Origin of the sequence: Arthrobacter sp. FW306-04-A (genome assembly GCF_044358315.1) — a bacterium.
Classification (GTDB): Bacteria; Actinomycetota; Actinomycetes; order Actinomycetales; family Micrococcaceae; genus Arthrobacter.
In genome coordinates, this window is sequence record NZ_CP084559.1 from 3,370,401 (window position 1) to 3,396,623 (window position 26,223).

Sequence of the window (26,223 nt, forward strand, 5' to 3'; positions counted from 1 at the left end):
GGATTGCCTGCCCTGGCCGACTCAGGGACGCGCCGGCTCAGGCGCGCGCTCAGGCGCGCGCTTCCGCGAGACGGGCGCCAGGAAGAAGCTCGCAACGAGCAGGATCAGGACGGCGAGCAAGGAATGCAGGATGCCGAAGTGCTCCGCCAGCAACCCCAACAGCGGCGGACCGCAAAGGAAAGCCCCATAGCCAATCGTGGAGACAACGGAAACCCGGGCCGCGGCGTGCGCTGGATCGTCCGCGGCAGCGGACATGCCCACCGGGAAGCCCAAGGAAGCACCGAGCCCCCAGATTGCCAGGGCCACGAAGGCCAGCCACGGCACCGGCGAGAAAACGAACAGCGCCAGGCCGATCACGGCCGTGGCCGAACACCAACGCATCACCGGAACGCGGCCGAAGCGGTCCAGGACCACCGTTCCGGCGAAGCGTCCCACGGTCATGAACGTCACGAAGATTCCATAGCCCACAGCTCCGGCAGCATCGGATTGACCGTGGCCATCGGCCAACGCCAAGGCCACCCAATCCCCCGCTGCGCCTTCTGCCAGGGCGAGCCCCAGGACTAGCAGGCCGAGCAGGAGGGTCCGGCGTTCACGCCATGCCCGGGCCACCATACGCTTGCTGTCCAGCGGTTCGGCCGGTTTCTGCTGGCCGGGCTGGATAATGGGCAACGGTCCGGTTGAAGGATCCTCGAAGGTGTCAGGCTTTTCGGGCTTGAACGCCGTTGCCCGACCTCCTGCCGTCGAATGGCGTGTGAAGTCCGCGCGGAACCAAGCGGCGGCTGTCACCACAGAGACGGCGACCACCAGTCCGGCCGCAGCCAGATGCCAAAAGACCGGCAGGCCAGCTGCGGCGGCCCAGGCACCAAGCCCTGCGCCCGCGACAGTGCCAAGGCTGAACGATCCATGGAGACGCGGCATAATGTGCCGTTCGAGCGCGCGTTCAAGCGACGCTCCCTCTACATTGGATGCCGTGTTCCAGCTGGCTGTGCCGAGGCCTATCACCATGAGCCCGGCCGCCACCACCACCGGGTTTGCCAGCACGGATGTGCCAAAACCGGCGACCGCCAGGCCGACGCCCACCATGACGCCGCCGATCCGGGTGGTTAGCCGTGATCCGAGCCGGATCACGATCACTCCGGATGCGGACACGGAAACGAACGATGCCACCGTCATGCACATCAACAGAAGGCCGACCGTGCCAGGCGTCAGGTTCAATCCATCGCGGATCGCCGGCAACCTGGACACCCAGGAAGAGAATGCCAGTCCGCTTGCGCCGTATGCGATCACCACAGCATTGCGCCACCGCGACAATTCTGCCGTGGTGGCGCCCGGTGCCGATTTTTGCAGCCGGCTCAAGCGAGCTTCACAACGGCCTGGGACTTCATCAGGACCTTCTGGCCGCCAAAGGTGACGGTCAGATCGATGCGCGCCGTGCGGGCATCGGCGTCGAGCGCTCCCACCACGCCGGAAACCTCAATCACCGCGCCGGGCTCGCTTGTACCAGTGGTATCGGCGACTAGCACCGGCTTGGTGAAGCGCGTCTGGTAGTCGACGACGGCGGCAGGGTCGCCGGCCCAGTCGCTCACCAATTGCACAGCGGAACCCATGGTGAACATACCGTGGGCGATGACTCCGGGAAGTTCGACGCCGGTGGCGAAGGTTTCGTTCCAGTGGATCGGGTTGAAGTCGCCGGACGCTCCCGCGTACTTGACCAGGTCCTGGCGGGTGACCTCGATGCTGCGGGTACCGATTTCCTGCCCGACGATGAGTTCTTCAAGTTTCAAGCTCATGGCTACTGTCCCTCTCCGCGGACCAGGATGGACGAGGTGGTGGTGGCGACCCTTTCGCCGTCCACGGTCGTAATTTCCGAACGCGTGGTGATCATGGCCCCGCCGCCCATCGCGCGGACGCCGTCGACGTGCAGCTCGGCCCGCAACTGGTCTCCGGCAACGATCGCGCGGTGGTGCGTGAAGCGCTGGTCTGCGTGGACCACGCGGCTGAAGTCAATCCCGGAATCGGGGTCCTCGATCAGCTGGGCGTCGGCCCGCTGGGCAACGATGATGGCGAAGGTCGGCGGGGCGACGAGGTCGCTGTGCCCGAGGGCTTTGGCGGCTTCGACGTCGAAATGAGCGGGGTGGGTGGCTTTCACGGCCCGGGCGAACTCCCGGATCTTTTCGCGGCCGACGTCGTACACCTCTGCGGCAGGGTAGCTGCGGCCCTGCAAGTCGGGGTTAATAGTCATGGTCCAACCCTATCGGCCTCCGGTGCGCTAAGCCGCGGCAGGCGGTCCGAACCACGTGGTGAGCGCGTCAGAGAGGCCCAGTTGGATTCGGTCTCCCACCCAGGCCACATATCCGTCGGGCCGAACCAACACGGCAGTCGGAGCAGTGACCGCCCCGAGTGCCGGAAGCTCCCACACACCGAGGTATTTGGCGTCGATCAGCTGAACCCGATCTGCCCATGGGGTGATGTCGAAGCCGCCGGGCTCACCGAGGTTGAGGAGCAGCGGCCGGCCACCATGCAGCAGGGTGAAGACCCGCAGGGGGCCATCGGAAGTGACCAGGTCGAGATCGGGCATGCGGCGCCCGCGCAGCGGGTGTCCCTCGCCGAGGTCGTAGTGAATGTCCAAGCCCGACATCATCGCGGCGAACCGTCTGCGCGGCTCATCCATGCCCAGCAACTCGGAGATGGCTTCGCCCACTGCCTTCGTGCGTTCGTCGGGGCGGCGAAGCGCGACACTCGCCATCGTGTTGCGCAGCACGCGCGCAGCCACCGGGTGGCGCTCGGAGTGGTAGGTGTCGAGAAGGCTTTCCGGCGATGTCCGCTTGACCACCTGGGCCAGCTTCCATCCCAGGTTCACCGCGTCCTGCACACCGGTGTTGAGGCCCTGTCCACCGTCCGGGGCATGGACGTGCGCGGAGTCGCCGGCGAGCAGGACTCTTCTGTCGCGGTAGGTCGCGGCCTGCCGTGTCATATCGGTGAATCTGGAGATCCAGGTGGGACTGTGGATCCCGTAGTCGGTCCCGCATACGGCAACGAGCGCTTCGCTCAGGTCCTGGAGGGTAGGTTCGGTGGTGGGTCCGACGTGCTGTTCGGTCACCATGACCCCTATGGGCCCGCCATCCAGGTAGACCACCTTGCCGTCGTGAATCTTATACTCCAACTTGCCGAAAGAATGGATGCCAAAGGCATTGGGGTGGACGCCCATTGGCGGCTCCTCGGCCATCTCGGCCTGGGCGATCAGGGCGCTGGTGGTCGGATCCCATCCCGGGAACTCGATGCCGGCTACTTTACGGACCAGACTGCGTCCTCCGTCGCACCCGACGAGGTATTCTGCCCGCAACGGCTGGCCGTCGGACAGCCCGACGTCGACGCCGGTGCCATCCTGCGCGAAACCGGTCACCTCACGTCCGTGATAGATCGGCACCGCCAGCTCGCCGACCCAGCCGGCAAGTATGCGCTCGATATGGTTCTGCCACAGCCCGAGCCCGTAGTTGTGACGTGTGGGAAAGTCGCTGATGTCCAGACGGACGCCGGCGAACCCTGCGACCTGAGCTACCTGCCCCTCCAACAGGAACCGATCAGCGATTCCTCGCTGATCGAGGACCTCGATGGTGCGTGAGTGTAAACCGCCTGCACGTGAGCCGGCGAGATCCTGGTTTGCACGCCGCTCGACAATAGCGACGTCGACGCCCGCCAATGCCAACTCGCCGGCCAACATCAACCCTGCGGGACCCGCTCCGACGATCACCACAGCATGCTCGGTCATCGCTACACTCCGGTCAGCATTATGGCTGTGGTTACTTCTTCTTCAAACCCTTGCGGATCTGCTGCCCGCGGACCACCATGCCCACGACATGCAGGACCAGGCCGAGGCCGATCACGGCCAGCGAGGCTACCGCAAGGCCTTGGTTATGCGAGGTGTTGCCGACAATCGTAAGGATGATTCCGACGGCGATAAGCCCCATCGCGCTGAAAACAAGCGTCTTGTAGGTGGTGGAGGCAGTGGCCCAGAATTCGTTCAGCACCACCCAAGTTTAGGGCACTCGTTCCCGATACCTTTACAACTAGGCCTGCAGAAAATCCGACAAAAGTGAGCGAGCGCCGCAACATGTGCACGCTGGCTTCCCGCCTTACAGGGAGGGCTGGACCCCGAAGGCCACGGCGAGCTTCATGATCTTTTCAGCGCGGCCGAGTCGCGGGAGGTCGGAACCGTCGCGGATGACCCGCCCGTTGGCTTCGAAGTCGTTCATGAAGTCTGTTGCCCAGGCGACGTCGGACGGCGTCGGACTGATGACCTCGTTGATGACCGTGGTCTGGTCGATGGCCAGGCAGAGCTTGCCGGTCATGCCCATGGTCACCGTGATGCCGGTCTGCTCGCGCAGGATCGGGTGGTTGGTGCCGACGGTGGGGCCGTCGATTGGGCCCGGGAGATTGCCCACACGGCTGGCGACAACGAGCTTGGCACGCGGGTAAGCCATTGCTTCAGGCGTGGCGGCCATGCCTGTGTCCCGGCGGAAGTCGCCCGAACCGAAGGCCAGGCGGAAGGCGCCCTGGGCACGGGCGATGTGGTTGGCTTCCTCGATGCCGAGGGCCGATTCCACGAGAGCTACGACCGGGGTCTTGCCGTCCATGCGGTGGAAGGATTCCGTGACCTGATCCGCGGACTCGGTCTTGGCCAGCATGACACCCAACAGGCCGGGGGTGCCACGGAGTCCGGCGAGGTCATCGGCCCAGAACGGGCTCGTGGCGTCGTTGATGCGGACCCAGGCCTGGCCGCCGGCGGTCAACCAATTAATGACGTTGGCGCGCGCAGTGTCCTTCTGGGACGGGTCCACGGCGTCTTCGATGTCGAGGATGATGGCGTCCGCGCGCGATGAGGCCGACTGGTCGAAAAGCTCCGTCTTCATGGCGTTCACGAGGAGCCAGGAGCGTGCAATCTCGGCGGGAATGTTGCGGGTGGACCGAATGGACTCGGCGGCGGTGCTAGACGTCATGTATCTACCGTATCCGGCCAGCCGCCAGGAACGCTAAGAATCGGGCGCAGGTGTGAGCATCAATACGAACAAAACAAATGTGACAGGCGAGGGCCATCGAAGTCTTTGCGGCGGGCTCCACTCTTGCCACGGCGGCCTAGCGCTGGGTGGTCCCACTCGAGTGGGCCAACAACCCAAGTTCCCCTCTGTGGGGCAGTCCTTCCCAGTCGCCCGCCGTGCTCACGGCGAAAGCGCCGGCCAGGACGCCCCGCTGCAGGCGCCCGGCGACGTCTTTGCCGTCAAGCACCGCGGACAGGTAGCCCGCGGTGAAAGCGTCCCCAGCCCCCACGGTGTCGATACTCGTCACGGGCACCGCCCGTTGTTCCAGGTGGCCAGCGGCCGTGTAGGCGCAGGCACCAGCGGCTCCTCGCTTGACGACGACCTCCCGCACGCCGCGATCCAGCAGCCCCGCCGCCATGGTCGCCTCCGCAGCGTCGGATCCGCCATTTCCGACCCGGGGGGACGAATGATCGGAGGCGAGCAGATCGAGCTCGTCCTCGGAAGCGATCACGACGTCGGCATGGCGGACAATCGACGCGAGCGCCGCACGCGCCTCATCCCGGGTCCAAAGCTTGCTGCGGTAATTGACGTCCAACGACACCAGGACCCCTTCGCTGGCGGCGCGCTCAGCTGCGTACTCCACGGCGTCCAGCGGCTGAGGTCCGAGGGCAGCCGTGATCCCGGTCAGATGCAGGACCCTGACGCCGGCGTCGAGAACAGGCTCAATGTCTTCCCGCCGGAGGGTGGAACCGGCCGAACCGGCCCGATAGTAGAAGGCGCGGCTGACGTCGGCCGTGCGCTGTTCGAGGAACATGACGCCGGTGCCGCGGGTCGGGTCCACCCGGTGCCACACGCCGAGACCCTCGGAGCGCAATTGTCGCAGGATGAATTCGCCGTGAGGGTCCGCCCCCAGCACTCCGGCCCAGGTGACCGTGTGGCCGAGCCGTGCGACGCCAACGGCCACGTTCGATTCGGCCCCGGCGACGTGCATGCCCAGGCTGCCGCCCGCTGACAGCGGGCCGGGACTCCTCAGCGAGACCATGGATTCGCCGAACGTCAGGAGGTCGACGGCGGCACTCAAGACTGCTTACCTTCCGCGTGGCGCGCAGCAAGGGCAAGGAAAGCACGGGCGCGTTCGCGAAGGGCGTTCAGGTCGCCGCCGGACGCGGCATCCCCGATGAGGGGACCTCCCGGGCCAACTGCGATGGCGCCGGCTTCCCAAAAAGCAGGAGCCTCCTCGAGGCCGACGCCGCCGACCGCCACGAACGGGATCCGGGGAAACGGGTCCCGGAGTGCTTTGAGGTAGGCCGGACCACCGAGCGAGGCCGGGAAGAGCTTCACCGCGGTCGCGCCGCGGGTCATGGCACCGTGCGCCTCGCTGGGGGTCATCGCGCCGGCCAGGACGGGTAGCCCGAGGCTGGCACCGACCTCGATGGACTCGGCCAATGCCGGAGTGACAATGAACTGGCCGCCGGCCGCGACGACGTCGTGCACGTCCTGCGTAGTGAGGACCGTGCCGGCTCCCACGAAGCAAGACTCCGGCGCGGAATCACGGATGCGCGTAATAGCCGCGAGGGCGTCCGGCGTCGTAAGTGCTACCTCGACATAGCAGAAGCCTTCCTCCATGACCGCCAGCGCGGCTTCCGCCGCTGCATGTCCGTCCGTTCCACGCACGATCGCCACGAGCCTTGACCCGCTAAGTCCCTCAAGAAACTGATCCGGAGTCATGTCTTTCACCATTCTGCGAATGAGCCGTCGGAGTGGCGCCACACAGGGCCACGCCATGCGTGGCCCTGTTTGTCGGCGGCACGGACCACGGCCTCGTCGATCTCGATCCCGAGGCCCGGCCCGGTCAAGCGTTCAATGTGCCCGTCCACGAACTTCAGCGGTGTCTTGTCCACCACGTAGTCCAGAACCTCAGCGCCCTGGTTGTAGTGGATCCCAATACTCTGCTCCTGGATCAGGAAATTGGGCGTGGCAAAGCCCACCTGCAGGCAGGCCGCCAAGGCCAGCGGGCCCAAAGGGCAGTGCGGGGCGAGCTGGACCTCATAGATTTCGGCCAGGGAGGCAATCTTGCGGACTTCGGTGATGCCACCGGCGTGCGAGAGGTCCGGCTGGGCCACGGCGATGCCGGCCTGCAGCGCAGGCAGGAATTCCTGCCTGCTGTAGAGCCGCTCGCCCGTGGAGACCGGCGTCGTGGTGGAGGAGGTGAATTCGCGCAGAAGGTGCGTGTTTTCCGGGACAACCGGCTCTTCGAGGAAGAAGGGCCGGTACGGTTCCAGGAGGGGCGCCACCCTGCGTGCGTTGGCGAGGCTGAAGCGGCCGTGGAAGTCCACCGCCACGTCCCGGTGGTCCCCCAGGACTTCGCGGGCGGCAGCCACCCGCCGGACCACGCCGTCGAGCTCTGCTACTGAGGCGACCGGGCTCATCCGGCCGCTGGCGTTCATTTTGACTGCAGTAAGGCCTACTTCGAGCTGGGCGCTGATCTGATCAGCGACCTCGTTGGGCTCGTCCCCGCCGACCCAGCCGTACATCCGGATCCGATCACGGACCGGGCCTCCGAGGAGTTGGTGCACGGGAGCGTTGAAATGCTTGCCCGCGATGTCCCAAAGCGCCTGGTCCAGGCCGGAAACGGCGCTCGCCAGGATCGGTCCGCCGCGATAGAAGGACCCTTTGGTCATGACCTGCCAGTGGTCCTCGATCCGGAGCGCATCGTTTCCGATGAGCAGCTCGGAAAGCTGCTCGACGGCGGTGCGGACGGTTTCGCTACGGCCCTCACAGCTTGCCTCGCCCCAGCCGACGATTCCGCTCTCAGTTTCTATACGGACGAACAGCCAGCGCGGAGGGACAAGGAAGGTTTCGATCCTGCTGATTCTGGTCATGGTCCGCACCTAGCCTTTGGTCGCGCCGGCGGTCATGCCGGACACGATGTATTTCTGCGTGAAGAGCGCGATGATCATGATCGGGATGGTCACCACGGTGGCGGCCGCCATAAGCCCGCCCCAGTCGATGCTGGCATAGGAGACGAAGTCGAAGATGGCCACCGGAAGCGTCTTGGTTTTGGATCCGGACAGGACCAGGGCGAACATGAAGTTGTTCCAGGAAAAGATGAACGACAGGATTCCCGCAGTAGCCATTCCAGCGACAGACAGCGGCAGGGTAATGCGGCGGAATGCACCGATCGGTGTGAGTCCGTCCACCTGGGCCGACTCCTCGAGCTCAAGCGGCAGGGAGTCGAAGTAGCTCATCATGATGTAGACGATCAGCGGCAGCGCCACGAACATGTGGCTGAGGATCAGCACCTCAAACCCGCCCACCATCTTCAAGTTGGAGAAGACGTAGTACCAAGGGACCAGGAGCGAAACGCCCGGGATCACGCGCGCCATCAGGACCACGAGCGCCGAGCGGCCCATGGTGAACCGGCTCATCGCGTATGCGGCGGGGACGCCCAACACCAGGGACAGCGCCGTAGATACGAAGGCAACCCAGAAGCTGTTGATGATGAAGACAAAATAGTTGTTTCGCTGCAGCACGTTCGCGTAGTTCTCAACCGTGGGCGTGAACAGGAAGGACTTGCCGGCGTCGTAGATGTCCACGTTGGTTTTGAGTGAGGCGAGGAGCATCCAAAACAGCGGCGCGATCAGGAACAGCACAACGGCGATCAGGGCAACCACGCGGAACGTCTTGTAAGCGCGGGTGCGCGCGGGCTTCCGACGGCGATTGGCCTGCCGGTGCTCGCGGCCTGAAGTGCGGGGTTCGGTCAGGACGGTCATTTGCTTGCCGCTTTCTTGCGCATGGTCAGCAGCCACATGGTGCCGATGATGATCATGAAGAACAGGATGAGCACTGCGGAGGACAGCCCGTATTGGTTGTAGTCGAAGCTCAGCCCGTAGGCGTAGACGTTCAGGGTCTCCACCTCGTGGAAGGAGCCGCCGCCCTTGCCCTTCGTGGCGTAGAGGATGTCAAAGGTCTTCAGGGCATCGATGCCCCGCAGCAGGATGGCGACGATCACTGTTGGCATCATGAGGGGCAGTGTGACGAAGAAGAAGCGCTGGAAGGCGTTGGCGCCGTCCATCCGTGCAGCCTCGTCGGGCTCTTCGGACAAGGAGGTCAGGCCGGCAAGAAGGATGAGGACAACCATGGGAGTCCATTGCCACACGTCCATGAAGATCGTGGTGCCGAGCGCGGTGTCCTGCCCGGACAACCATGGCTGCGGAGGGATTCCCACAAGCCCGAGTACTTGGTTGACGAAGCCGATATTGGGGTCGAAGATCAGCCGCCACATCATGCCCACGGCCACGGGTGTGGCAACCAGCGGCAGAAGGATGGCCACGCGGACCCAGCGCTCGCCGCGGAAGGGGCGCCAAAGCAGCAAGGCGATGCACATGCCGAGGATGACTTCGCAGGTCAGCGCAACGCCGGTGAAGGACAGGGTACGTGCTACCGCGGGCCAGAACCGTTCCGCGTCGGAGAGGACCGTGACGTAGTTCTGCAGTCCGACGAATTCGGACGCGGCCCGGACGGATCCTTGCGAATCGGTCAGGCTGAGATAAAGCGTCCAGGCCAGGGGAAAGACGATCAGGACACCGACGAAAATCATCGCGGGAGCTGCGAAGAGCCATTTGCGATGCCGGTTGGCCCAAGCCGAGAAATTCTCACGCGCGCCGGGCTTGCGGGCCGTGCCGTGGGAGGGCGCCCTGCGGGGAGTGGTCAGTACAGACATGGTTCACCTAAAGAGTTGGGGGTGAATTGAAGAGCAGGCCGCGGCGGGACAACGGCTGGGCCGCCGTCCCGCCGGGCCGTGTGTTTGCGCTCGGGGCGCTACTTCTTTTCGCTGTCCAGGAACTTCTGGAATTCGCCGCTGGCCTTGTCAGCTGCCGCCGAGGCGTCGGCTCCTGTGATCGTGGAAACGATCGGCGTGCCCACGATTTCGCGGGCCTTGCCGACAGTGACCACCTCGGGACGGTCATGGCCCACGCCGTTCTTGGCGCTGACGGAGATGGCTTCGGCCAGATCCTTGGGGTAGGTGGAGGTTCCGGCCGGATCTGCCCAGACCGAGGCACGGGGGCCCGGTACTCCAGCCTTCTGCGCAGCAAGGGTGCGCTCCTTGCTTGTGGCCCACTGGATGAACTTCCAGGCGTTGTCCTGGTTGTTGGAAGCCTTGTTGACGGCCAAACCCCACGACGGGATGTTGTACGGCTTGGAACCCGCGGGGCCCGAGGGCAGGGCGGCGAAGCCGACATTGTCGGCAACCTTGGACTTGGCAGGGTCGGTTGCGTTCTTGTAGAGCGAGTCGGCCTCGGTGTAGAAGGCCGCCTTGCCCTGCGTGAAGATCGCCATGGCCTCCGGCCAGCTCATATCGGTGCTGACGTTCTTAGGTCCGTAGCTCTTGATCAGCCCGCCGTAGAAGGCATAGGCCTTTTTCGCGGCATCGCTTCCGACGGCGGACTTGCCACTGGCGTCGACGAAGTCGCCGCCGAAGCTGTACAAGAAGCTTGAGAACTGGGTGACGGCCGCGGACTTTCCGGTGCGTGCCACGAAGCCGGCCGTATCAGGCGAAGCGGCAGCGATGGTCTTGGCGGCTGTCTGAAGCTCATCCATGGTCTTTGGGACAGCAAGACCGGCCGACTTCAGCAGGTCCTTGCGGTAGTAGAGCACTTCGCGCTCGGTGATGATGGGGACGCCCACCACCTTCCCGTCAACGGTGCTGGCCTTGACCGGACCGTCCTGGTAGTCCTTCCAGTCCCAGCCGGCGTCCTGGGAGACCTTGCTGGTCAAGTCGGCGAGGTAGCCATTCTTTGCGAACGCCTTGCCTTCCTGCAGCGGCCGGTACATCATGACGTCGATCTCGTCCGTGCCGGCGTTGAGCTTGACGTTGTACTGGTCCGAGAGCTGGTCTTCGCCGAGCTGGGTGAGTTCGACCTTGAGGCCTGTGGACTTCTCGAATTCCGGAATGGCCGCTTTGATTCCGTCGGTCCAGACATGGTTGGCCAGGGTGACCCGAACGGTCCCTGCTGCCTTGCCATCGCTGCTGCCGCTGCTGCCACCGCAGCCGGTCAGGCCCAGCGATAGGGCTGCGGCGACTGCCGCATATTTCACAATTGAACGCCGCTTCATTACGACTCCCCGTTTTAGTGTTCAGAGCCGGACAACATCATCCGGCCAACCGCAGATGCATTTATACATCTGCTCCGGGGGAGAGCTTAGAGAAATAAAGCATACTTAAACAAGACCTTGTGGCCCACCAGTATGATTTATTTATGAAAACCCCAAAGGCGGAGTCCACAGCAGACCTGCATTCCGTGTTGGTCGAGAACCTGGGGCTCGCTATCGCCGAGGGGACTCTGGCAGCGCATTCGATCCTCCGCCTGGATGAGCTGGAGGCGCAGCAGAAGGTGTCGCGATCGGTGGTCCGTGAGGCCACGCGCGTGCTCTGCTCGATGGGCATGTTGGAATCGCGGCGACGCCTCGGAACCGTAGTGCAGCCGGAAGAATCCTGGAACCTCTACGATCCGCAGGTCATCCGCTGGCGCCTGGCGTCTTCCAAAAGACTCGAACAACTGCAGGCGCTCAATGAGCTCCGCGGCGCGATCGAACCGCAGGCAGCCCGGCTCGCAGCCGGGCGCGTCTCGTTGGACGCCGGCAGCGATCTGGTGTCACAGGCCGCCCGATTGTGGGCGGCGGGCCACAGCGGGAACCAGGACGAATTCCTCCGGCTGGATATCGAATTCCACGCATCAGTGCTCCGAGCCTCCGGAAACCCCATGTTCACCCAGCTCCACAACCTCGTCCGGGAGGTCCTGACGGGGCGTGCGCAGCATGGGTTGATGCCGAACTTGCCTCATCACGAGGCCCTGCAACTGCACGTCGATGTGGCCAGTGCCATCCAGCGGGGCGAGGCGGAAACGGCCCACGCCGCCATGAGCAGAATCGTCGAACAGTCCACGGAAGAAGCGGCCGACATTTGGTCAGAGCACCACGCGACCCGGCAGCCGTCGCCGGATCCGCATGTTGCCCCTAACACAGCCAGCTAACACAACACCGGACATTCGTCCTGCCGCTAGGGAAGCTTGCTGCCCCGCGCAGTCACCCACAGCTGGTACCACTCGGCCCGGGTCATCGCCGCAGCGACGGCGACGGCGTCCGCGCAGGCCGCGATCCGCGTCGGGTTGGAGCTGCCGAGCACCGGGGAAATGCGGGCCGGGTGCTTCATGAGCCAGCCCAGCAGCACGGCTTCGCTCGTGACACCCTTCTCTTCGGCGAGCTGGGCGACCAGAGCGGCAGTCGCGATGTCGGCAGCAGTCGGGGCATCCGGCGTCGAGCCCGTGTACCGGCCCTGGGCGAGGGAGCCGTAGGCCTGCAGCTCAATTCCGTGGCTGACGCAGTGCTCCAAGGTGCCGTGCGGAAAACTGTAGCCGAGGGCGTCGTCATGGTTGACGAGAACAGTGCTCTCGAGCCAGGCGCGCCGGTGAAGGCTCATCTCCAACTGGTTGGCGATGATGGGGGCCTCCAGCCTGTCCTGGAGGAAGGCGATCTGCGCTCCGGACATGTTGGACACCCCAAGCTGCCGGACCTTGCCTTCCGCCATGAGCTGCCCGACGGCGGACGCCACCTCGGCAGGGTCCAGGAGGGGGTCGGGGCGGTGAAGCAGGAGTACGTCGACGTAGTCGGTCCTCAGCCGTTGCAGGCTTCCGTTGACCCGTTCCAGGATGGCGTCCTTGCTCAGGTCGTAGTGTCCTTGGACTCCTGGCTGGCTGAGCCGAATTCCGCACTTGGTCTGCAGCTGGATTTTTTCGCGCAACCCAGGGGTCCGGGCCAGCACGTCGCCGAACACGGCCTCGGACTTGCCGCTGCGGTAGATGTCGGCATGGTCGAACAAGGTGATACCGATGCCCATCGCTGCGTCGATCGCTTCCGCGGCCTGATCAACGTAGGCGATACCGTACTCGCTGCCTTCCCAGGGCCCGCCAAGGCCCATGCAGCCGTAGATGAGGCGGCCAGAGGATGTTTCGCTCTTTGCAGTCATTTCCCAACTCTTTCACAGCCGCGGCCCGGGACCGCGAGCTAAGTGCGGATATGCCGGTGGCGGCCCCCGTCACGGGAGCCGCCACCGCTTTGAAATGGGGCCACGGCCTCCGGATCAGGGGTCAGACGATCCAAGCGGTCGTGTTTGCCGGGAGCATGCCGCCGTCTAGCGGTGCGCTGCTCACGACGACGGTACCCTCCGGAAGTGCCACGGGCTCCGTACCGAAGTTCGTCACCGATTGCCAGCCGTTGGGCCGCACGAAGTGAAGCACCGACTCGTTGCTGGAGGGCTTCCATTCAAGATCCTCGGCCGCCTGCAGTTCCGATCGCAGCTCCAAGGCCTTGCGGTACAGCTCCAGCGTGGAGCCCGGAACGTTGTCCTGCTCCTCCACTGCGTAGCCGGCGAACCATTCAGGCTGTGGCAAGTGGGCATGTCCGTCGCCGAAGCCGAAGGAAGAACCTTCACTGGTCCACGGCAGCGGCACACGGCAGCCATCACGGCCAACATCCACGCCCGGGTTACGGAAGAACGCCGGGTCCTGGCGCTCGGAATCCACGATGTCGCCGACTTCCTGCAGGCCAAGCTCTTCGCCCTGGTACAAGTATGCGGAGCCCGGCAGGGCGAACATCAGCAGCGACGCAGCGCGGGCACGGCGCAAGCCGAGCTCGGCGTCGACGTCGGCGGCCAGACCGCCGTCGAGCAACCATCCCTTGCCGTCCTGGCCCTCGCCGTCGCGGCCGCCGCCCTGGGGCAGGCCATAGCGGGTAGCGTGGCGGACCACGTCATGGTTGGAGAAGACCCACGTGGAGGAGGCGCCGGACGCTGCAGCCTCGGCAAGGTTCTTGGTGATGATGCTGCGGAACTGGGCGGCGTCGAAATCGGCCTTGAGGAGGTCGAAGTTGAAGGCCTGGCCCAGTCCGTCGGGGCTGGCGTAGCGGGCGCGGCGGTCCGTGTGCACCCAGGCTTCGGCCACGGCGGTGCGCGGCGGGTTGTACTCATTGAAGAGCTTGCGCCACTCGGAATAGATCCCGTGCACCTCGTCGCGGTCCCAGAAGGGGTGGGCGCCCAAGGCGTTTTCGCCTTCCTTGGGCAGCTCGGTCTTCGAGGGCAGCACCTCCGGCAGGTCCTTCGTGAGGGCATGGGCGACGTCGATGCGGAAGCCGTCCACGCCACGGTCGGACCAGAAGCGCAGGGTCTTCAGGAAGTCCTCGCGGACCCCGGGATTGTCCCAGTTGAAGTCCGGCTGCTCCTTGGTGAAGATGTGCATGTACCACTGTCCGGGAGTACCGTCCGGCTCCGTGATGCGCTCCCACGCCGGGCCGCCGAAAACAGAGTCCCAGTCCGCCGGGGGCAGTTCGCCGTTCTCGCCGAGGCCGTCGCGGAAGATGTAGCGTTCACGGGCAGCCGAGCCCTTGGGGGAAGCCAGCGCCTCCTTGAACCATTCGTGCCGGTCCGAGGAGTGGTTCGGAACGATGTCCGCGATCAATTTGATGCCCGCAGCGTGCAGGGCGGCCGCCATTTCATCGAAATCGGCCAGCGTGCCCAGCTTCGGGTCAACGTTGCGGTAGTCGTCCACATCGTAACCGCCGTCAGCCAGGGCCGAGGGGTAGAACGGGCTCAACCAGACGGCGTCGATTCCCAACGCCAACAGGTACGGAACCTTGGCGGTAATGCCCTTGATATCACCCAGGCCGTCGCCGTTCGCATCGGAAAAACTGCGCGGGTAGATCTGGTAGACAGCCGCTTGGCGCCACCAGTTGGGATCGGCCATGCGCTCGGAGCGCTCTGAGTCGGAGAGAGTTGCCAAGGTGGCGGTGGAGGACAAAGGGATTCCTGTTCTGTGTCGACGCGACTGTTGATGACTGTTTATTTAGAACCTAAATTTAGTGCTTCAAGTATTATGTGACGGATGCCTACAGGAGGTCAACAGGGATGCCCGAAATCGCGACCGCCACCCCGCAGATGCTGCGGCGGGTCAATGCGGCCAGCGTGCTCGCAGTCATCCGTTCCTCCAACGCGGTGACCGTCTCGGAGCTGATGGAAGCCACAGGGCTGACCCGTGCCACCACCATTTCCGTGTGCGAAGACCTCATGGCCCGGGGCTGGATCCGGGAACTGGAAAACCAGCGCGACTTCGGCACTTACCAGAAGGGCCGCCCCGCACGTCGCTTCGAACTCGACGAAAGCGCCGGCTGCGTCTTGGGGATCGACGTCGGCGTCCTCAAGACCACAGTGGTGGTGGCCGATCTCCGCGGAAACACCACGGGACGGGCCAGCAAGCCCTTCCGGGCCCAAGAGATCGAGGCGCAAGAACGGATACGCGTCATTAGCGAGACGGCACTGCTGGCCCTCGAGGCTGCCGATGTCGCGCCGGAAAAAGTCCTCGCAGTGACAGTCGGGCTTGCCGCCCCAGTGGACCGGGAGGGAAATATCCTTGTCAGCCAGCCGTTCTGGAGCCTGTTCGACGTCGGACTGAAGAAAGCGCTGCACGATCTGCACGGTTGGGCGGTACTACTGGAGAACGACGCCAACCTTGCGGCATTGGGCGAATGTTGGCGGGGCGCCGGAAGCGGCGTCCAAGACCTCGCCGTGCTCTTGGCCGGCGAGCGTTTTGGTGCAGGCCTGGTCGAATCGGGCAGGCTGCTCCATGGCAGCCGTGGAGGCGCAGGCGAAATGGCCTACTTGGACATGGTGGAGGGAGTGGGCTCGCCCGAGGGCCTCGCCGCGCTGGCCAGATTGTGGGCGGCGGAAGCCTTGGCGGGAAAGTCGAAAACCACGCTGCGGACGGCAGGTACCCGTGAGATCACTGCGGAACACGTCTTCGCCGCCGCCGCCAAAGGCGACAAAGTGGCGCTGGACATCCTGGACCGGCTCTCGGACCGGCTGGCCAGGGTGGTCTCCACGATGGCCATCATGCTCAACCCCGAGCTCGTGGTGATCGGCGGCGCCGTGGCAGATTCGGCGTCGGTCCTTCTTGAGCCGACCGCCCGGAAGCTGGCCACGTACACGGCCACTCCCCCGAGGCTTGCTGCTTCTCCATTGGGCGATGCGATTGTGGGAATCGGAGCGGTGCGCCACGCCCTGGACCACGTGGAAAAGAACTCCCTGGACTTGGATTTGCGGCGCACGTAGCCGCTTGGGACGGTTGTGCCGCCCGTTCTCGTGAAGCCGTCAGTCCGGCATCGCCATGGTGCGGAGGTCCAGCTGGCGCAGCACCCGGTCCGCCACCTCGGGATCCATGCCAGGCTCGCTCCGCGCAGCGACCACTTCCTGGCGTGCGGCATCCAGGGCGATGGTCTGAACCGCTATTGCCAGTTCCCTGCCGCGTTGGCGCTTTTCGGCGTCGGACTCATTCTTCAGCGTCCCGTCCAGGAGCTCGGCGTGCAGGCGAGTCATCTTTTCCTTGACGAGGGCCACCTTGTCCGCCGGCAGCTCCTTCATGAGATCGTGCTCCTTGAGTGCGGAGATGGCGGCAGTCTGGGCTCGCTTGGCCAAAAGGCGCGCGGCATCCTTTTCGTGCGAACCGTCCTCGGAAGCCTTGAGCACGCGCATGAGCCACGGAAGCGTGAGTCCGGGCAGGACCAAGGTGGCCAGGAGCACCGCGCACGCGATAACCAGGCTCTCGTGCCGGGCCGGGAAGTCGCTGCCGTCGGCAATGGTGAGCGGCAGCGCCAGCGCGAGGGCAAGTGTGGCGAGGCCGCGCATGCCGCACCAGGTGAGGATCAAAACTTCCTTGGGTGACGTCGGCTGCAGCAGGTTCGTCCGCTTGCGGGCCGAGATCGCCAAGAGCCCCAGCCAAGCGAAGCGGACAACAAATACCAGCACGCATACCACCACCGCCGTGCCGATCATGCCGAAAATGGCCGTGCCTTCGTCCCGGATCACATGCCGGATCTCCAGCCCCACCAGCCCGAACGCCAGGCCCGTGGCCAGGAGTTCCACGACGTCCCAGAACGCCGTGCGCGTGACGCGTTCTGCGGCGTCCTGGGACCGCGCGTGCCGCTGCGTCTCGAGCGCGGTGACGACGACGGCGATCACACCCGATGCGTGGAGCTCTTCAGCCAGGATGTAGGCGGCAAAGGGAATCACCAGTGTGACTGCGCTGCGCGCCACCATCGAGGTGACGAGCTTGGTGATCAGCCTCGTCAACCAGCCCATGGCGATGCCGACGATGACGGCCAGCGCGGCATCGATGATGAATTGGAGGACGACGCCGGCCCCCATCTTTGTGGCGGAAACGGTCGCCGCCACTGCGGCCTGGAAGATCACGATAGCGGCGGCGTCGTTGAACAAGCCCTCGCTCTGCAACACGGTAATGAGCCGGCGCGGCATGTGGACGCGGCCGGCCACGGATTCAACGGCCACCGGGTCCGGAGGAGCCACCATGGCACCCAGTGCGGTCGCCGCGGGAATGCCGATACCCGGAATCATGAGCCACGCGGCTCCGGCAACCACCGCCGTCGACACCACCACGAGCGCCACGGCCATGAGCAGCAACGTCCGCCAACGGACCCGGAATACGGCCCAGGAACTCTTCTGGGCGGTCGCGAACAGCAAAGGCGGAAGGAAGATCGGCAGGATCAACTCGGGTGAAAGCTGAAAGTCGGGGAAGCCCGGAATGAAGGCCATTGCCGCCGCCATCAGCAACATCAGCACGGGGTACGGGAGCCGCAAGCGGTCCCCCAAACCCACGGCCAAGACCGTTGCAAGCAGCAATCCGACAATGAGAGCCAACTGGTCCATGTTCCCGTCTTCCCCAGGCCTCGTAGTGGCAGCTTCCCCGGCACGCGGCGGACTAGCCCTACCAAAATATCCCGGCAAGGCGCAGCCCTGCCGTCGTCAGGATGCCGTCAGGACACCGTCAGGGCGTCCACCACAGGGACGGAACCATCCCTGAACTCAATAGTGCGGCGAACAGTTTCGGGCAGTTCCAGGACCGCGGCAGCCACCAAGGCAACGTTGGCCCGGGAGGTCGCCGTCCCGGTACTCGGGTCCATGGGATCCACCTCAATGAGTGCCGACCCTGGATTGTTGGTCAGCCCTCCGGGGCCCAGAATCGTCCAGTCGAGATCGCTCGCACGGAGGTGTTCGTCTGCTGCTGCCTTGGCTTCTGCGTAGGCGTAGAAGCTATTGTCCTCGGGAACGCCGTGGCTGGGTCCGGCACCGAAGTAGGACACCATGACATACCGCGCCACGCCAGTCTGCGCGGCGGCATCCATCGAGCGGATGGCCGCATCCCTGTCCACGGCATAGGTGCGTTGCGGATTGCCTCCGCCAGCCCCGGCGGACCACACCACAGCGTCGTGGCCGTCAAGCGCCGAGGCGACCTCCGCCGTCGTCGAATTTTCGACGTCGAGAATCACCGGGGCAGCGCCGGTCGCCGCGACGTCCGGCGCGTGTTCCGGATTGCGGATGAACGATGTGACCGCGTGACCTTCGTTGCTCAGGATGCGGGACAGTTGCAAGGCCACCTTGCCATGGCCGCCAATAATTGCGATTCGACTCATGGTCCTATTCTGTCGCAACGGTCAAGCCCTCCCCGCGATGGTGGATAAACTCCGCGAAAGATTATCGGTTCCATAATTTGCGGCCCGCATGCGATTTCTCCACCAATTCCCGGGGAATAAATACGACTACTAAATGCTAAGCAAACTTATTTTCACACGGGCATGAGCTCCTTCAAGAAGAGGGGATGCGGCCCCCGCGCGCGGCCCCCGTCACCACCACCTGAGGAGGCTTGCGAGTGTTCTGCGGGGAGCGGGGAATTAAAGCGAGTGGCACCCACTCGTGTGGAGCGAAATCGCTATTTCTACACTCAAATCACCTGCAGCAGGAAAAGGAAATATCTCTTTCATAAATCTTATTGATGGATTTATCAAGACGGGTTCATACATCCCTTTGATGGATTCATCCAAGCAGATGGAGTGAGGGATTCCTCCGTGCTGCGCATTTAAGCAAAAGGGTCTCAACAAGCGCCATCCCCTGCGCCTGCGTATCACTTCCCGGGTCAACCAACCGGCTGGCCCCAAGAAACGATAAATTACGGGGATTTGAGATGTATCAACAGGAGTACAGCCACAGCGGGGTCAGCGGAGGCAACGTCTTCGCCCTGATATCTGCCGGAGCGAAAACCATCACCAGGTACAAGGCATCAATCGCTACCTGGGCAATCGTGGCAGGGGTCGTGCTGGCCGCCGTCATGAGCCAAAACTACTCACAGGTACTGACGCCAGCAGGCACAAGCGCCACCGTTGCCCCGAGCATCGGCTCGATTGCTGCCCCTTCACCGGCCGCAGCCAATCCGACGCCGGCAGCGAGCCCCACTCCGGCCACCACGCCTGCTCCGGTACAGGCACTCGCGCCCGCCACTGTCGCAGCGCCGCCCGCGCCGGCGCCTGCTCCCGCTCCCGCGCCGGTTCCCGCTCCTGACACGAACACCTACGCGGTCGCCAGCGGCGACACAGTAGGCTCCATAGCCGCCAGATTCGGGGTCGACGTCAACGCGATGCTCGCGGCCAACGGACTCACCGCCGATTCCATCATCGTGCCCGGCGAGGTATTGAAGCTGACAGGACCGCCGGTTGCCGTCGCGGCCCCCGCCGCGCCTGCTCCTGCACCGGCAGCCGCGCCCGCTCCAGCGCCTGCACCGGCGGTGCGGACCATTTACGTTGCAGGTTCAGGCGGGCAGGCCGCCGTGGACAGTTGCATTGGTCCCATCCACTTCACCCCGACGGACGCTTACTCGCTGTTCATCACCGAGCATGATTTCTGCGGAGGGTGGGCACGCTTCTCGGGCATCGGCGTTGGCGAGACGGTGAGCATCCCCGGTTACGGCACGTACACGGTTACTGCACGCGGCCAGGTGCCCCAAGGTGGGACAACCAACAACGTCGCTGCCGTATTCGGCGGTTTTCCACGGGCAATCCTGCAGACCTGCGTCCCCGGCACCAACCAGATGCTGGTGATCGCGCTCAACTAGGGACGGCCCCGGTTGGGCGTGTGAGCGTGGCCGTCCTGACCCTTTTTGAATCCGAAGCTGCCTGGTCTGCGGCGTGTCGCAGGCGTGTTGGGCTACGTGCCTTCCAAAGAAGGTCAGGACGGGCGCCTGGTTCGGAATCGGGCGCCCGTTCCCGCGGGTTCGTCTTCCGGACCCACAATTGCAGCCGAGTCCGGGACGCTTCTCCACGTAAGGAGAAGCGTCCCGGCTGAGGTACGGCACGATTTCTTGAGACTTCCGTCGGATCCGGTACCTAGAACCGGGCCTCGATCAGAGCCAGAGGCTGCTAGCGTGCGCTGTGGGTTGCCGGCCATAAATGCAGAGATAGCTACCGTTGAGTGATGCCGGTTGTCCCCGGAACAAAAAACCCCCGATTTCTCGGGGGTTTCACTTGGTAGCGGTGGGGAGGCTCGATCTCCCGACCTCACGATTATGAATCCTTCAATTTCGTCAGATTCCACTAGCTGCCGCCACTCCCTAGAATCCGCGGACTAACGAAGCTCCTACGGCCCAGAACGGGCCAGTTCGATTTCGTTGGATGCCGCCGTTTTCGTTGGGTAAACGTTGGGTCGCGATGAGCGCTCGACAGTTAACGTGATGCATCCAAGCCCTCGACTGGTGGACCCTCTTCGAGGCGGGCAGACAAACACCGAAAACCGCCAATGGCGAGCGGACCTAACATCACTTCAAGTGACAAAAAACATCACCCGTAGCACCATTTTCCTAGACCGTCAATATTAGCCTGGATTTTTAGCATCTTTTCAAGCTATCTTCGGGCCGTGGACATTACTAGTGCCGATAGGAAGCTCCCAATGACACTCCAAACCGAAACAAGTGCCCCGCGCACGTACACGGTGACGCAGCTCTCCGAGATCCTGCAGCTAACGCCCGCTACTGTCCGCGCCAACGCCCGCAATGGCACGTGGCCATACCTCCGCTTCGGACCACGCACCATCCGCTTCACGGACGCGCACCTGGCCGCGATCCTCGCCGCATCCGAAACAACCCCACCACCGCCGCTGACCCGCCTGCACCGCAGGAGAGGCGAGCCGCCGCGTTATGCCCCGGCCGCGCCCTGACGGCGGGGGCCAATAGCCGACCGTGACCAACATGCTCTGCGGAAAGCCGCCCGATGCCCAGCGATTCTTGAAGATCGCCAGACTCCACAGAAAGGCCGCATTTGACCCTCCCAGCAGAAGACACCCCGCCCCGCGTGTACACGGTGAAGCAACTCGCCGAAATCCTCCACCTACGCCCGGACACCGTCCTCAAACACTGCCACCAAAACCAGTGGCCACACCGCAAATTCAACCAACGCACCATCCGTTTCACCCACGAAGACCTAATTGCGATCCTCGAGATCTCCAAGTCACAGGCGCCAGAACCAACAACAACCCCGCGACGTCGGACACGTCGTCCATCATTGTAGATTTGCTGCCAGTTCCCTGCGACCAGGGGGCTTACCATTACCAATGGTCCGTCACTGGATCGTTTTCATAGAACTGGGGATCAAATAATGAGCACTCCCGCAGGCTGGTATCGAGACCCTTCCAATGCGCCCCAGACGCGCTACTGGGATGGGAATGCATGGAGTGACCAGGTTCGACCATTCGACCCGCCAAAGGCCCCGCCGACTGCGCCACAGACACCACGGAAACGGCGAGGCAAAGGCTGGATCATCGCTGGATGCATCATCGCCGCCCTCGGCATCGTCCTCGGCATCGTGGCCGCAAGCTCGACCATAGTCGACGGTTACGGGCGCACGACACAGGGCGGCCCAACCATTGGCACGTTCCTTGTCATCGGCCTAGGGCTGGCCTTAGTCGCCGTTGGATTCTGCATACGACTTCTCGCACCGCGTCGAAATGCTGGCCTCCAGGTCAACAGTGCTCCTGATGTGTGATGCTGCGGATTCCCGGTTGCGTCGGCAAGGTGGTCTGGCTTGGCTCTCGATTGATACCGGCGCCCACCGACAGTTGACGGCGTGCGGAAGCGAGCGTCATATGGGAGTACAGGACAGCAGCAGCGGTTAATACCTCAACCTTCTCTTCAGTGAGTGTCCCCGGCACGAAGGATGGAAGCGAATGTCCCAGGAAGCGGTTCCCTGGTTTGCCAGATTCATACCGATGCTTATCTTCGTTGCTGGAGGCATGGCCATCTATGTGTTGGCCAAGCGCCGCAAACCGGTGTCCCATCCTCCCGGCCGGGGGCTGCGGCTATTCGACAAAGACGGAAATGAAGTCAAAGGACCCCTCAGGACTGTGACTGCCGTCGTCTTGGTCATCATGTTGGTAGCTGCCTTGGTTGCCGTCATTCTCCGCTTCACGTCCTGGTAGCCGCGGCTATCCCGCGCAGTCGGCTCAATGTCCGGGTCGGGGGCTACTATTTGAATAGAACATATATTCGAATAAAGGTGTGTCATGTCTCTTGCCCTAGACCCCCGCATGATAAAAGCGGGGGCCGAGCCCGGGCGCATCCCGGTGGCTCCGGTGGCCGTCCGGGCGGGCTACCCGTCTCCGAGCCAGGACTACTTTTCCTCGGAGCTCGACCTGAACGAGCACCTCATCAAGGACAAGACGAGCACTTTCATCGTGCGGGTGGCCGGGGACTCCATGGAACCACCGAAATCCGCTTCCTTACGACACAATAAAATCCGTTTTCTGTAGCGACCCGTTAAGCGCCGCGCAGGTCGAGACATCGTCACCGGTATCGGCCCATCTACCGGATTTGATGCGCGTCCATAAGACTCAAGATCGTCGAACCTTCTGTAGGGCCTTCCACTTTCGTCATCGCAGCGGAAGGATGAGAACTACTCGATGTCCGGAAAGAAGAAGTCCATGAAACTGCCGCCGTTTCCCGCGATTTCCAGCCTTCTCGGCGCTCTTTTTTGCGGTGTGGTGGGGCTTTTCCTTGACCCGCATGAGACCTTTTGGGTGGTTTTTAAAGTCCTTTTTCTGATCGTCGCTTTCGGGTATGTTGTGGTCTCTTTGATCGCCTTGGCCGCCCGAGGCGGAGCGGCCCGGGGCCACCACGCGGGCGAAAGCTGAAGCCAGCTCGACTAGCGGCGAAAGAGACCCGCCCGAGAAAAATCCGGGCCAGCTGGTCAGACTTGGCCAAGGCAGTTGGACGATGCCGATGGGCGACCAGTTTACGGGCAGCCTGGCAGGTCCTTCGGCTCCACTGGCTTCCCGCCACGACCGGCCATATCAAAACGCCACCGCATTGATTAGACTCCCGACATCACAGGAAGCGGCTTCTCATGCGCGAACCGGACTTGGAACCAACACCGCCGTGTACTTGCCCGATGCTCCGACGCCGCAGCAGGAGCGTACCTTACGTGGCTCAATCCTTCTGGCCAGATTTTCCCTGACCCAGAGCCCATTACCCCCAGATAATGTGGCCGAGGGCGTCTGAGGCCGCGGTGGTAATGATCGTGGCCGTCCGGAGCCATTTGTCAGGGTGGCCGTCCGGCAATGCGGGATCGGGCCAGTTCTCGAACAGTGCCGCGAACGCCAAGATCTCGTCATCGGCAGCGTGCAGGTACGTCGGGATCTTCCCGCCGCCCGGGATCTTCTCCCACTCGTAGTAGCCGTCGCCGACAAGCAATCCGCGCCTTGCCGAGGCGGCCTTCCGGAAGGATGGCTTTTCGGTGACCGTTTCCATCCGGGCGTTGATGAGTCGGGCGCCCCCCTTAGGATCCTTCGCCCATGACGGGACCAGGCCCCAGCGAGCCGTGACCAGCTTCCTCGTCACCGGCTCGCCTTCACCCGAGCTCCGGTCCAGAATCAACGGGACCGTGTCAGTTGGTGCGACGTTATAGGAGGGCTGCAGCTCATCGACGTAGGACTCGTGCACGTCGAAGGCAGCCATCAGATCGGCCGTCGATTTCGAAACCACGTAGCGTCCACACATGCCTTCATCATGCCGCAGACAGTAAAGGCTGTCAGGTTGAGAGCCTCCGTCGTCTTGGCGCTACGGCGGACGGCTACCCGCTTCGGAGAGCTTGCGGCGCCCCTCTAGGGAATCGGCGGCTCTAGCACATCAAAGATGCCAAATCGTAGAATCGGCTATGGATCAAATCGCCTCGATCATTGCCGAAAGCGAGGTCTCGTCAAGAGGCGTACTCGTGTTTGGCCTGATAGGGATCGTGGTCGCTTTCGCTGTAATGATGGTGGCGGAAGTGGCTATCGACGCGCTCATCAAAAGGTTTCCAGAAGGACCTGGAATCATGATGGGCGCTGGCGCAGTATCGCTCGTCCTTGCTTCTATCTTGTCGAGTTCGTTCTTTGGCATCCTCGGTGCCCTCTTACTTGGCATCCCTGTCCTACTGATGATCTTTGACCGTCACCACGTTCGCGACAAGTGGGACCGCCCCTAATCGAGGCCCTTACTTGTATGTTTGGGGCCCAACACGGGATCCGGACGAACACTCGCGCCGAGCACTTCACGTTAGGCCGGATAGAATCCGCCCATGATTATCACCTGGGACCCGGCTTTCATCACCGCCTTCGGGACCTTGCTTACTGGTCTCCTGATCTTTGGTCTCAGTGAATGGGTACGGGCGAATAACGCCCGAAAGGAAAGGCGGCGACAAAGCGTTGTTCGAATGCTGGATGCGATTGACCGGACTCTTCGTGCTGAGCGATGGCCCTTGATTACCAAAGTGTGGCGGACGATGGATCTTGACCTCGTGCTAGCGCAAAATCGGCTTGTCATGGATGTCCCAAAACAGGAGATTGCCCTTTGGATCTGGTTGAAGACCCGAGTGGAGGAAATGATAACCGGAAAATCGTCCCGCTCGAGGGCCGAAATCGCAGGTGAAATGAGCGGAGCGGTAACTGCATGGTATCGCGGGGACCGGAATGCGGCGTGGTTCGCCGAGCAGAACACCAAAGAAGGAAATCTGATGTAGGCACCCCCGATTTTGAGGGCCGTGCGCCTGGCCGCGGCCGCTCAGGCTCATTCGGAGGAGCAGTCCATTTCTAGAGTCCAGATGCATGGGATGACCGACTGCCTCCCCCGTAACAAACAGGCGCCACCTTATTCCATCTTCAAGGAGTCGGGTCTACCATCGGCGAAGGGTCAGGCCGCCAAGCGCGGCCTGGGCGAACTGAGAATCATTGGGGATGCAAATGGGCTCATCTGCAGGATGGTATCCGGACCCGTCAGGGGGACCGCAGCTACGCTTTTGGGATGGCAGTCAATGGACTGAATACACGCAGCCTTACCCAAACAGCGAAATAGCGACGCCGCGAGCTCAATCCAATGCGGTGGTCCGCAGGTCCAAACGCAAAGCCCTCAAGATCACCGGCATTGCATGTCTCGGCATTGTGGTCCTTTTCATCGTCGTCGGCTCGATAGGTGCGGCCACGAGCTATTCGCCGGTCAGCGCCGGGGCGACCCCCTCAGCGCTGGACAAGACGTTCGCGCCGACTACGAGCCTGCCGCCCATATCACCCGCCACGGCCCCGGCGGTCCCCACTCCAACACCGACAATGGTCGTCACGCCTAGCAGCGCGGTCTCCTCGCCTGCAGGACCATCGACTCCGGATACCGCTTCGCCTCCGCCGGCGCCCCTGGTTGGCTATGGGGCCCTGGATTCCGATTGGGAGGCGAGCCATCGTGCCGACACGGATTTTCTTCCCGGCGCTGTCTATGACCCAGATCCAAACCTTCCGCCCATCGGACAGTATCTCGGCGCCCGGTACACCCAAGTCGAACATCTAGGCGGCCGTGTCCTGATATACACAATGAACCAATATCCAGGGACGGCCGACCCAGAAGCCATGGCAGCCGTCAAGAAGGATCTGCCGGGTGATGTGAAGCTTGTATGGAGTCAACAAAAAGACACCTGCATGCAGTACCAATACCAGTCGGCCACCTTGGCTCACACCCTAGGTTCACTCGACCCTGATGGCGGTGTTCTTGTTGAGCTCACAAGTTTTGAAAATGGGCGGGGCTACTTTTATTCGTCAGCATCGGTCGGAAAGGCAATTCTGGCAAACCTATTTGACGCATCAGCCGACACCTCCGGCGGCTGCTGAACCTGGACCATGCCCGGAGTGACTACCGGGGACTGCGGCCAATCTCAGCCGCAGAAGCGGCGGCGGCATTACCGGGCCGGCTGGACATCACATGTACGGAGCCCATTCTTTGACTATCTG

The 26,223-nt window shown here is 63.3% G+C and carries 29 protein-coding genes and 2 pseudogenes; 13 read left to right on the forward strand and 18 right to left on the reverse strand.

The genetic code is table 11. The annotated features are described in order from the left end of the window. Window positions 1–21: 21 nt before the first annotated feature. From LFT43_RS15620 to LFT43_RS15675, 12 genes are all read right to left on the reverse strand, one after another. Complete coding sequence (locus tag LFT43_RS15620; RefSeq protein ID WP_395798251.1) at window positions 22–1,356, reverse strand: MFS transporter; 1,335 nt, start codon at window positions 1,354–1,356, stop codon at window positions 22–24. Continuing rightward, a complete protein-coding gene (locus LFT43_RS15625; protein ID WP_395798253.1) occupies window positions 1,353–1,790 on the reverse strand; it encodes a MaoC family dehydratase in 438 nt (145 codons plus the stop codon). Before LFT43_RS15625 ends, LFT43_RS15620 begins: the two co-directional genes overlap by 4 nt. A 2-nt stretch (window positions 1,791–1,792) precedes the next feature. Then, entirely contained in the window at window positions 1,793–2,242 is a 450-nt protein-coding gene (locus LFT43_RS15630; RefSeq protein WP_395798255.1) for a MaoC family dehydratase N-terminal domain-containing protein, read from the reverse strand. 27 nt (window positions 2,243–2,269) lie between these two features. After that, window positions 2,270–3,769, reverse strand: coding sequence for an FAD-dependent monooxygenase (locus tag LFT43_RS15635; RefSeq protein ID WP_395798257.1), 1,500 nt, complete (start codon window positions 3,767–3,769; stop codon window positions 2,270–2,272). Between the two features lie 31 nt (window positions 3,770–3,800). Then, window positions 3,801–4,028: a DUF3188 domain-containing protein gene (locus tag LFT43_RS15640; RefSeq protein WP_265979229.1), complete on the reverse strand. Its 228-nt coding sequence runs from the start codon at window positions 4,026–4,028 to the stop codon at window positions 3,801–3,803. 105 nt (window positions 4,029–4,133) lie between these two features. Further along, a complete protein-coding gene (locus LFT43_RS15645; protein WP_395798260.1) occupies window positions 4,134–4,997 on the reverse strand; it encodes an HpcH/HpaI aldolase/citrate lyase family protein in 864 nt (287 codons plus the stop codon). A 136-nt stretch (window positions 4,998–5,133) separates the two neighbouring features. Beyond that, window positions 5,134–6,117, reverse strand: a complete 984-nt coding sequence (locus LFT43_RS15650; RefSeq protein WP_395798262.1) for a sugar kinase — start codon at window positions 6,115–6,117, stop codon at window positions 5,134–5,136. Then, window positions 6,114–6,764 carry a bifunctional 4-hydroxy-2-oxoglutarate aldolase/2-dehydro-3-deoxy-phosphogluconate aldolase gene (locus LFT43_RS15655; RefSeq protein WP_395798264.1) on the reverse strand — a complete coding sequence of 217 codons (651 nt, stop codon included), beginning with the start codon at window positions 6,762–6,764 and terminating at the stop codon, window positions 6,114–6,116. Before LFT43_RS15655 ends, LFT43_RS15650 begins: the two co-directional genes overlap by 4 nt. Before the next feature lie 5 nt (window positions 6,765–6,769). Continuing rightward, on the reverse strand, window positions 6,770–7,918 hold the full coding sequence (gene dgoD / locus LFT43_RS15660) for a galactonate dehydratase (protein ID WP_395798266.1): 1,149 nt from the start codon (window positions 7,916–7,918) through the stop codon (window positions 6,770–6,772). 9 nt (window positions 7,919–7,927) lie between these two features. Beyond that, window positions 7,928–8,809, reverse strand: a complete 882-nt coding sequence (locus LFT43_RS15665; RefSeq protein WP_395798268.1) for a carbohydrate ABC transporter permease — start codon at window positions 8,807–8,809, stop codon at window positions 7,928–7,930. After that, the gene (locus LFT43_RS15670) at window positions 8,806–9,759 is read right to left on the reverse strand and encodes a carbohydrate ABC transporter permease (RefSeq protein ID WP_395798270.1); all 954 of its coding nucleotides are present in this window, start codon (window positions 9,757–9,759) and stop codon (window positions 8,806–8,808) included. The genes LFT43_RS15665 and LFT43_RS15670 overlap by 4 nt, the downstream gene beginning before the upstream one ends. A gap of 98 nt (window positions 9,760–9,857) precedes the next feature. Continuing rightward, window positions 9,858–11,153, reverse strand: a complete 1,296-nt coding sequence (locus tag LFT43_RS15675) for an ABC transporter substrate-binding protein (RefSeq protein WP_395798272.1) — start codon at window positions 11,151–11,153, stop codon at window positions 9,858–9,860. A 143-nt stretch (window positions 11,154–11,296) separates the two neighbouring features. Here LFT43_RS15675 and LFT43_RS15680 point away from each other — a divergent pair, with 143 nt between their 5' ends. Further along, window positions 11,297–12,070 (forward strand): FadR/GntR family transcriptional regulator, encoded by a 774-nt coding sequence (locus LFT43_RS15680; protein WP_395798274.1) that lies wholly within the window; start codon window positions 11,297–11,299, stop codon window positions 12,068–12,070. Window positions 12,071–12,096: 26 nt separating this feature from the next. On the opposite strand, the gene LFT43_RS15685 is transcribed toward LFT43_RS15680, so the two are convergent. Beyond that, window positions 12,097–13,062 carry an aldo/keto reductase family oxidoreductase gene (locus LFT43_RS15685; RefSeq protein ID WP_395798276.1) on the reverse strand — a complete coding sequence of 322 codons (966 nt, stop codon included), beginning with the start codon at window positions 13,060–13,062 and terminating at the stop codon, window positions 12,097–12,099. 121 nt (window positions 13,063–13,183) lie between these two features. Then, window positions 13,184–14,887, reverse strand: coding sequence for a glycoside hydrolase family 13 protein (locus tag LFT43_RS15690; protein ID WP_395798278.1), 1,704 nt, complete (start codon window positions 14,885–14,887; stop codon window positions 13,184–13,186). Between the two features lie 107 nt (window positions 14,888–14,994). Here LFT43_RS15690 and LFT43_RS15695 point away from each other — a divergent pair, with 107 nt between their 5' ends. Then, window positions 14,995–16,194, forward strand: coding sequence for an ROK family transcriptional regulator (locus tag LFT43_RS15695; protein WP_395798280.1), 1,200 nt, complete (start codon window positions 14,995–14,997; stop codon window positions 16,192–16,194). A 39-nt stretch (window positions 16,195–16,233) separates the two neighbouring features. Here LFT43_RS15695 and LFT43_RS15700 read toward each other — a convergent pair whose 3' ends face one another. Then, window positions 16,234–17,805 (reverse strand): Na+/H+ antiporter, encoded by a 1,572-nt coding sequence (locus LFT43_RS15700; protein ID WP_395798282.1) that lies wholly within the window; start codon window positions 17,803–17,805, stop codon window positions 16,234–16,236. 107 nt (window positions 17,806–17,912) lie between these two features. Next, window positions 17,913–18,569 carry an NAD(P)-binding oxidoreductase gene (locus LFT43_RS15705; protein ID WP_395798284.1) on the reverse strand — a complete coding sequence of 219 codons (657 nt, stop codon included), beginning with the start codon at window positions 18,567–18,569 and terminating at the stop codon, window positions 17,913–17,915. Window positions 18,570–19,117: 548 nt separating this feature from the next. Here LFT43_RS15705 and LFT43_RS15710 point away from each other — a divergent pair. From LFT43_RS15710 to LFT43_RS15740, 7 genes and pseudogenes are all read left to right on the forward strand, one after another. Further along, a complete protein-coding gene (locus tag LFT43_RS15710) occupies window positions 19,118–20,041 on the forward strand; it encodes a LysM peptidoglycan-binding domain-containing protein (RefSeq protein ID WP_395798286.1) in 924 nt (307 codons plus the stop codon). An 830-nt stretch (window positions 20,042–20,871) separates the two neighbouring features. Next, window positions 20,872–21,138: a hypothetical protein gene (locus LFT43_RS15715; protein ID WP_395798288.1), complete on the forward strand. Its 267-nt coding sequence runs from the start codon at window positions 20,872–20,874 to the stop codon at window positions 21,136–21,138. A 143-nt stretch (window positions 21,139–21,281) separates the two neighbouring features. After that, window positions 21,282–21,488: a helix-turn-helix domain-containing protein gene (locus LFT43_RS15720; protein ID WP_395803123.1), complete on the forward strand. Its 207-nt coding sequence runs from the start codon at window positions 21,282–21,284 to the stop codon at window positions 21,486–21,488. Window positions 21,489–21,575: 87 nt separating this feature from the next. After that, window positions 21,576–21,962, forward strand: coding sequence for a DUF2510 domain-containing protein (locus LFT43_RS15725; RefSeq protein WP_395798290.1), 387 nt, complete (start codon window positions 21,576–21,578; stop codon window positions 21,960–21,962). 181 nt (window positions 21,963–22,143) lie between these two features. Then, entirely contained in the window at window positions 22,144–22,395 is a 252-nt protein-coding gene (locus tag LFT43_RS15730; protein WP_395798292.1) for a hypothetical protein, read from the forward strand. Between the two features lie 84 nt (window positions 22,396–22,479). Continuing rightward, a pseudogene (locus LFT43_RS15735) lies at window positions 22,480–22,677 on the forward strand (LexA family protein); the annotation flags it as partial. Window positions 22,678–22,896: 219 nt separating this feature from the next. Further along, window positions 22,897–23,106: a hypothetical protein gene (locus LFT43_RS15740; RefSeq protein ID WP_395798294.1), complete on the forward strand. Its 210-nt coding sequence runs from the start codon at window positions 22,897–22,899 to the stop codon at window positions 23,104–23,106. 334 nt (window positions 23,107–23,440) lie between these two features. Here the strand turns inward: LFT43_RS15740 and LFT43_RS15745 are convergent, their stop codons facing one another. Then, window positions 23,441–23,971: an SOS response-associated peptidase gene (locus tag LFT43_RS15745; RefSeq protein ID WP_395798296.1), complete on the reverse strand. Its 531-nt coding sequence runs from the start codon at window positions 23,969–23,971 to the stop codon at window positions 23,441–23,443. 157 nt (window positions 23,972–24,128) lie between these two features. Here LFT43_RS15745 and LFT43_RS15750 point away from each other — a divergent pair, with 157 nt between their 5' ends. The 3 genes and pseudogenes from LFT43_RS15750 to LFT43_RS15760 form a co-directional block, all read left to right on the forward strand. After that, window positions 24,129–24,437: a hypothetical protein gene (locus LFT43_RS15750; RefSeq protein WP_395798298.1), complete on the forward strand. Its 309-nt coding sequence runs from the start codon at window positions 24,129–24,131 to the stop codon at window positions 24,435–24,437. A gap of 93 nt (window positions 24,438–24,530) precedes the next feature. Further along, entirely contained in the window at window positions 24,531–24,971 is a 441-nt protein-coding gene (locus tag LFT43_RS15755) for a hypothetical protein (RefSeq protein ID WP_395798300.1), read from the forward strand. Between the two features lie 220 nt (window positions 24,972–25,191). After that, a pseudogene (locus LFT43_RS15760) lies at window positions 25,192–25,251 on the forward strand (DUF2510 domain-containing protein); the annotation flags it as partial. A 182-nt stretch (window positions 25,252–25,433) separates the two neighbouring features. On the opposite strand, the gene LFT43_RS15765 reads toward LFT43_RS15760, so the two are convergent. Continuing rightward, a complete protein-coding gene (locus tag LFT43_RS15765; RefSeq protein ID WP_395803211.1) occupies window positions 25,434–25,565 on the reverse strand; it encodes a hypothetical protein in 132 nt (43 codons plus the stop codon). 280 nt (window positions 25,566–25,845) lie between these two features. Between LFT43_RS15765 and LFT43_RS15770 the strand changes: the two genes are divergently transcribed. Then, window positions 25,846–26,103, forward strand: a complete 258-nt coding sequence (locus LFT43_RS15770) for a hypothetical protein (protein ID WP_395803213.1) — start codon at window positions 25,846–25,848, stop codon at window positions 26,101–26,103. Window positions 26,104–26,223: the final 120 nt, after the last annotated feature.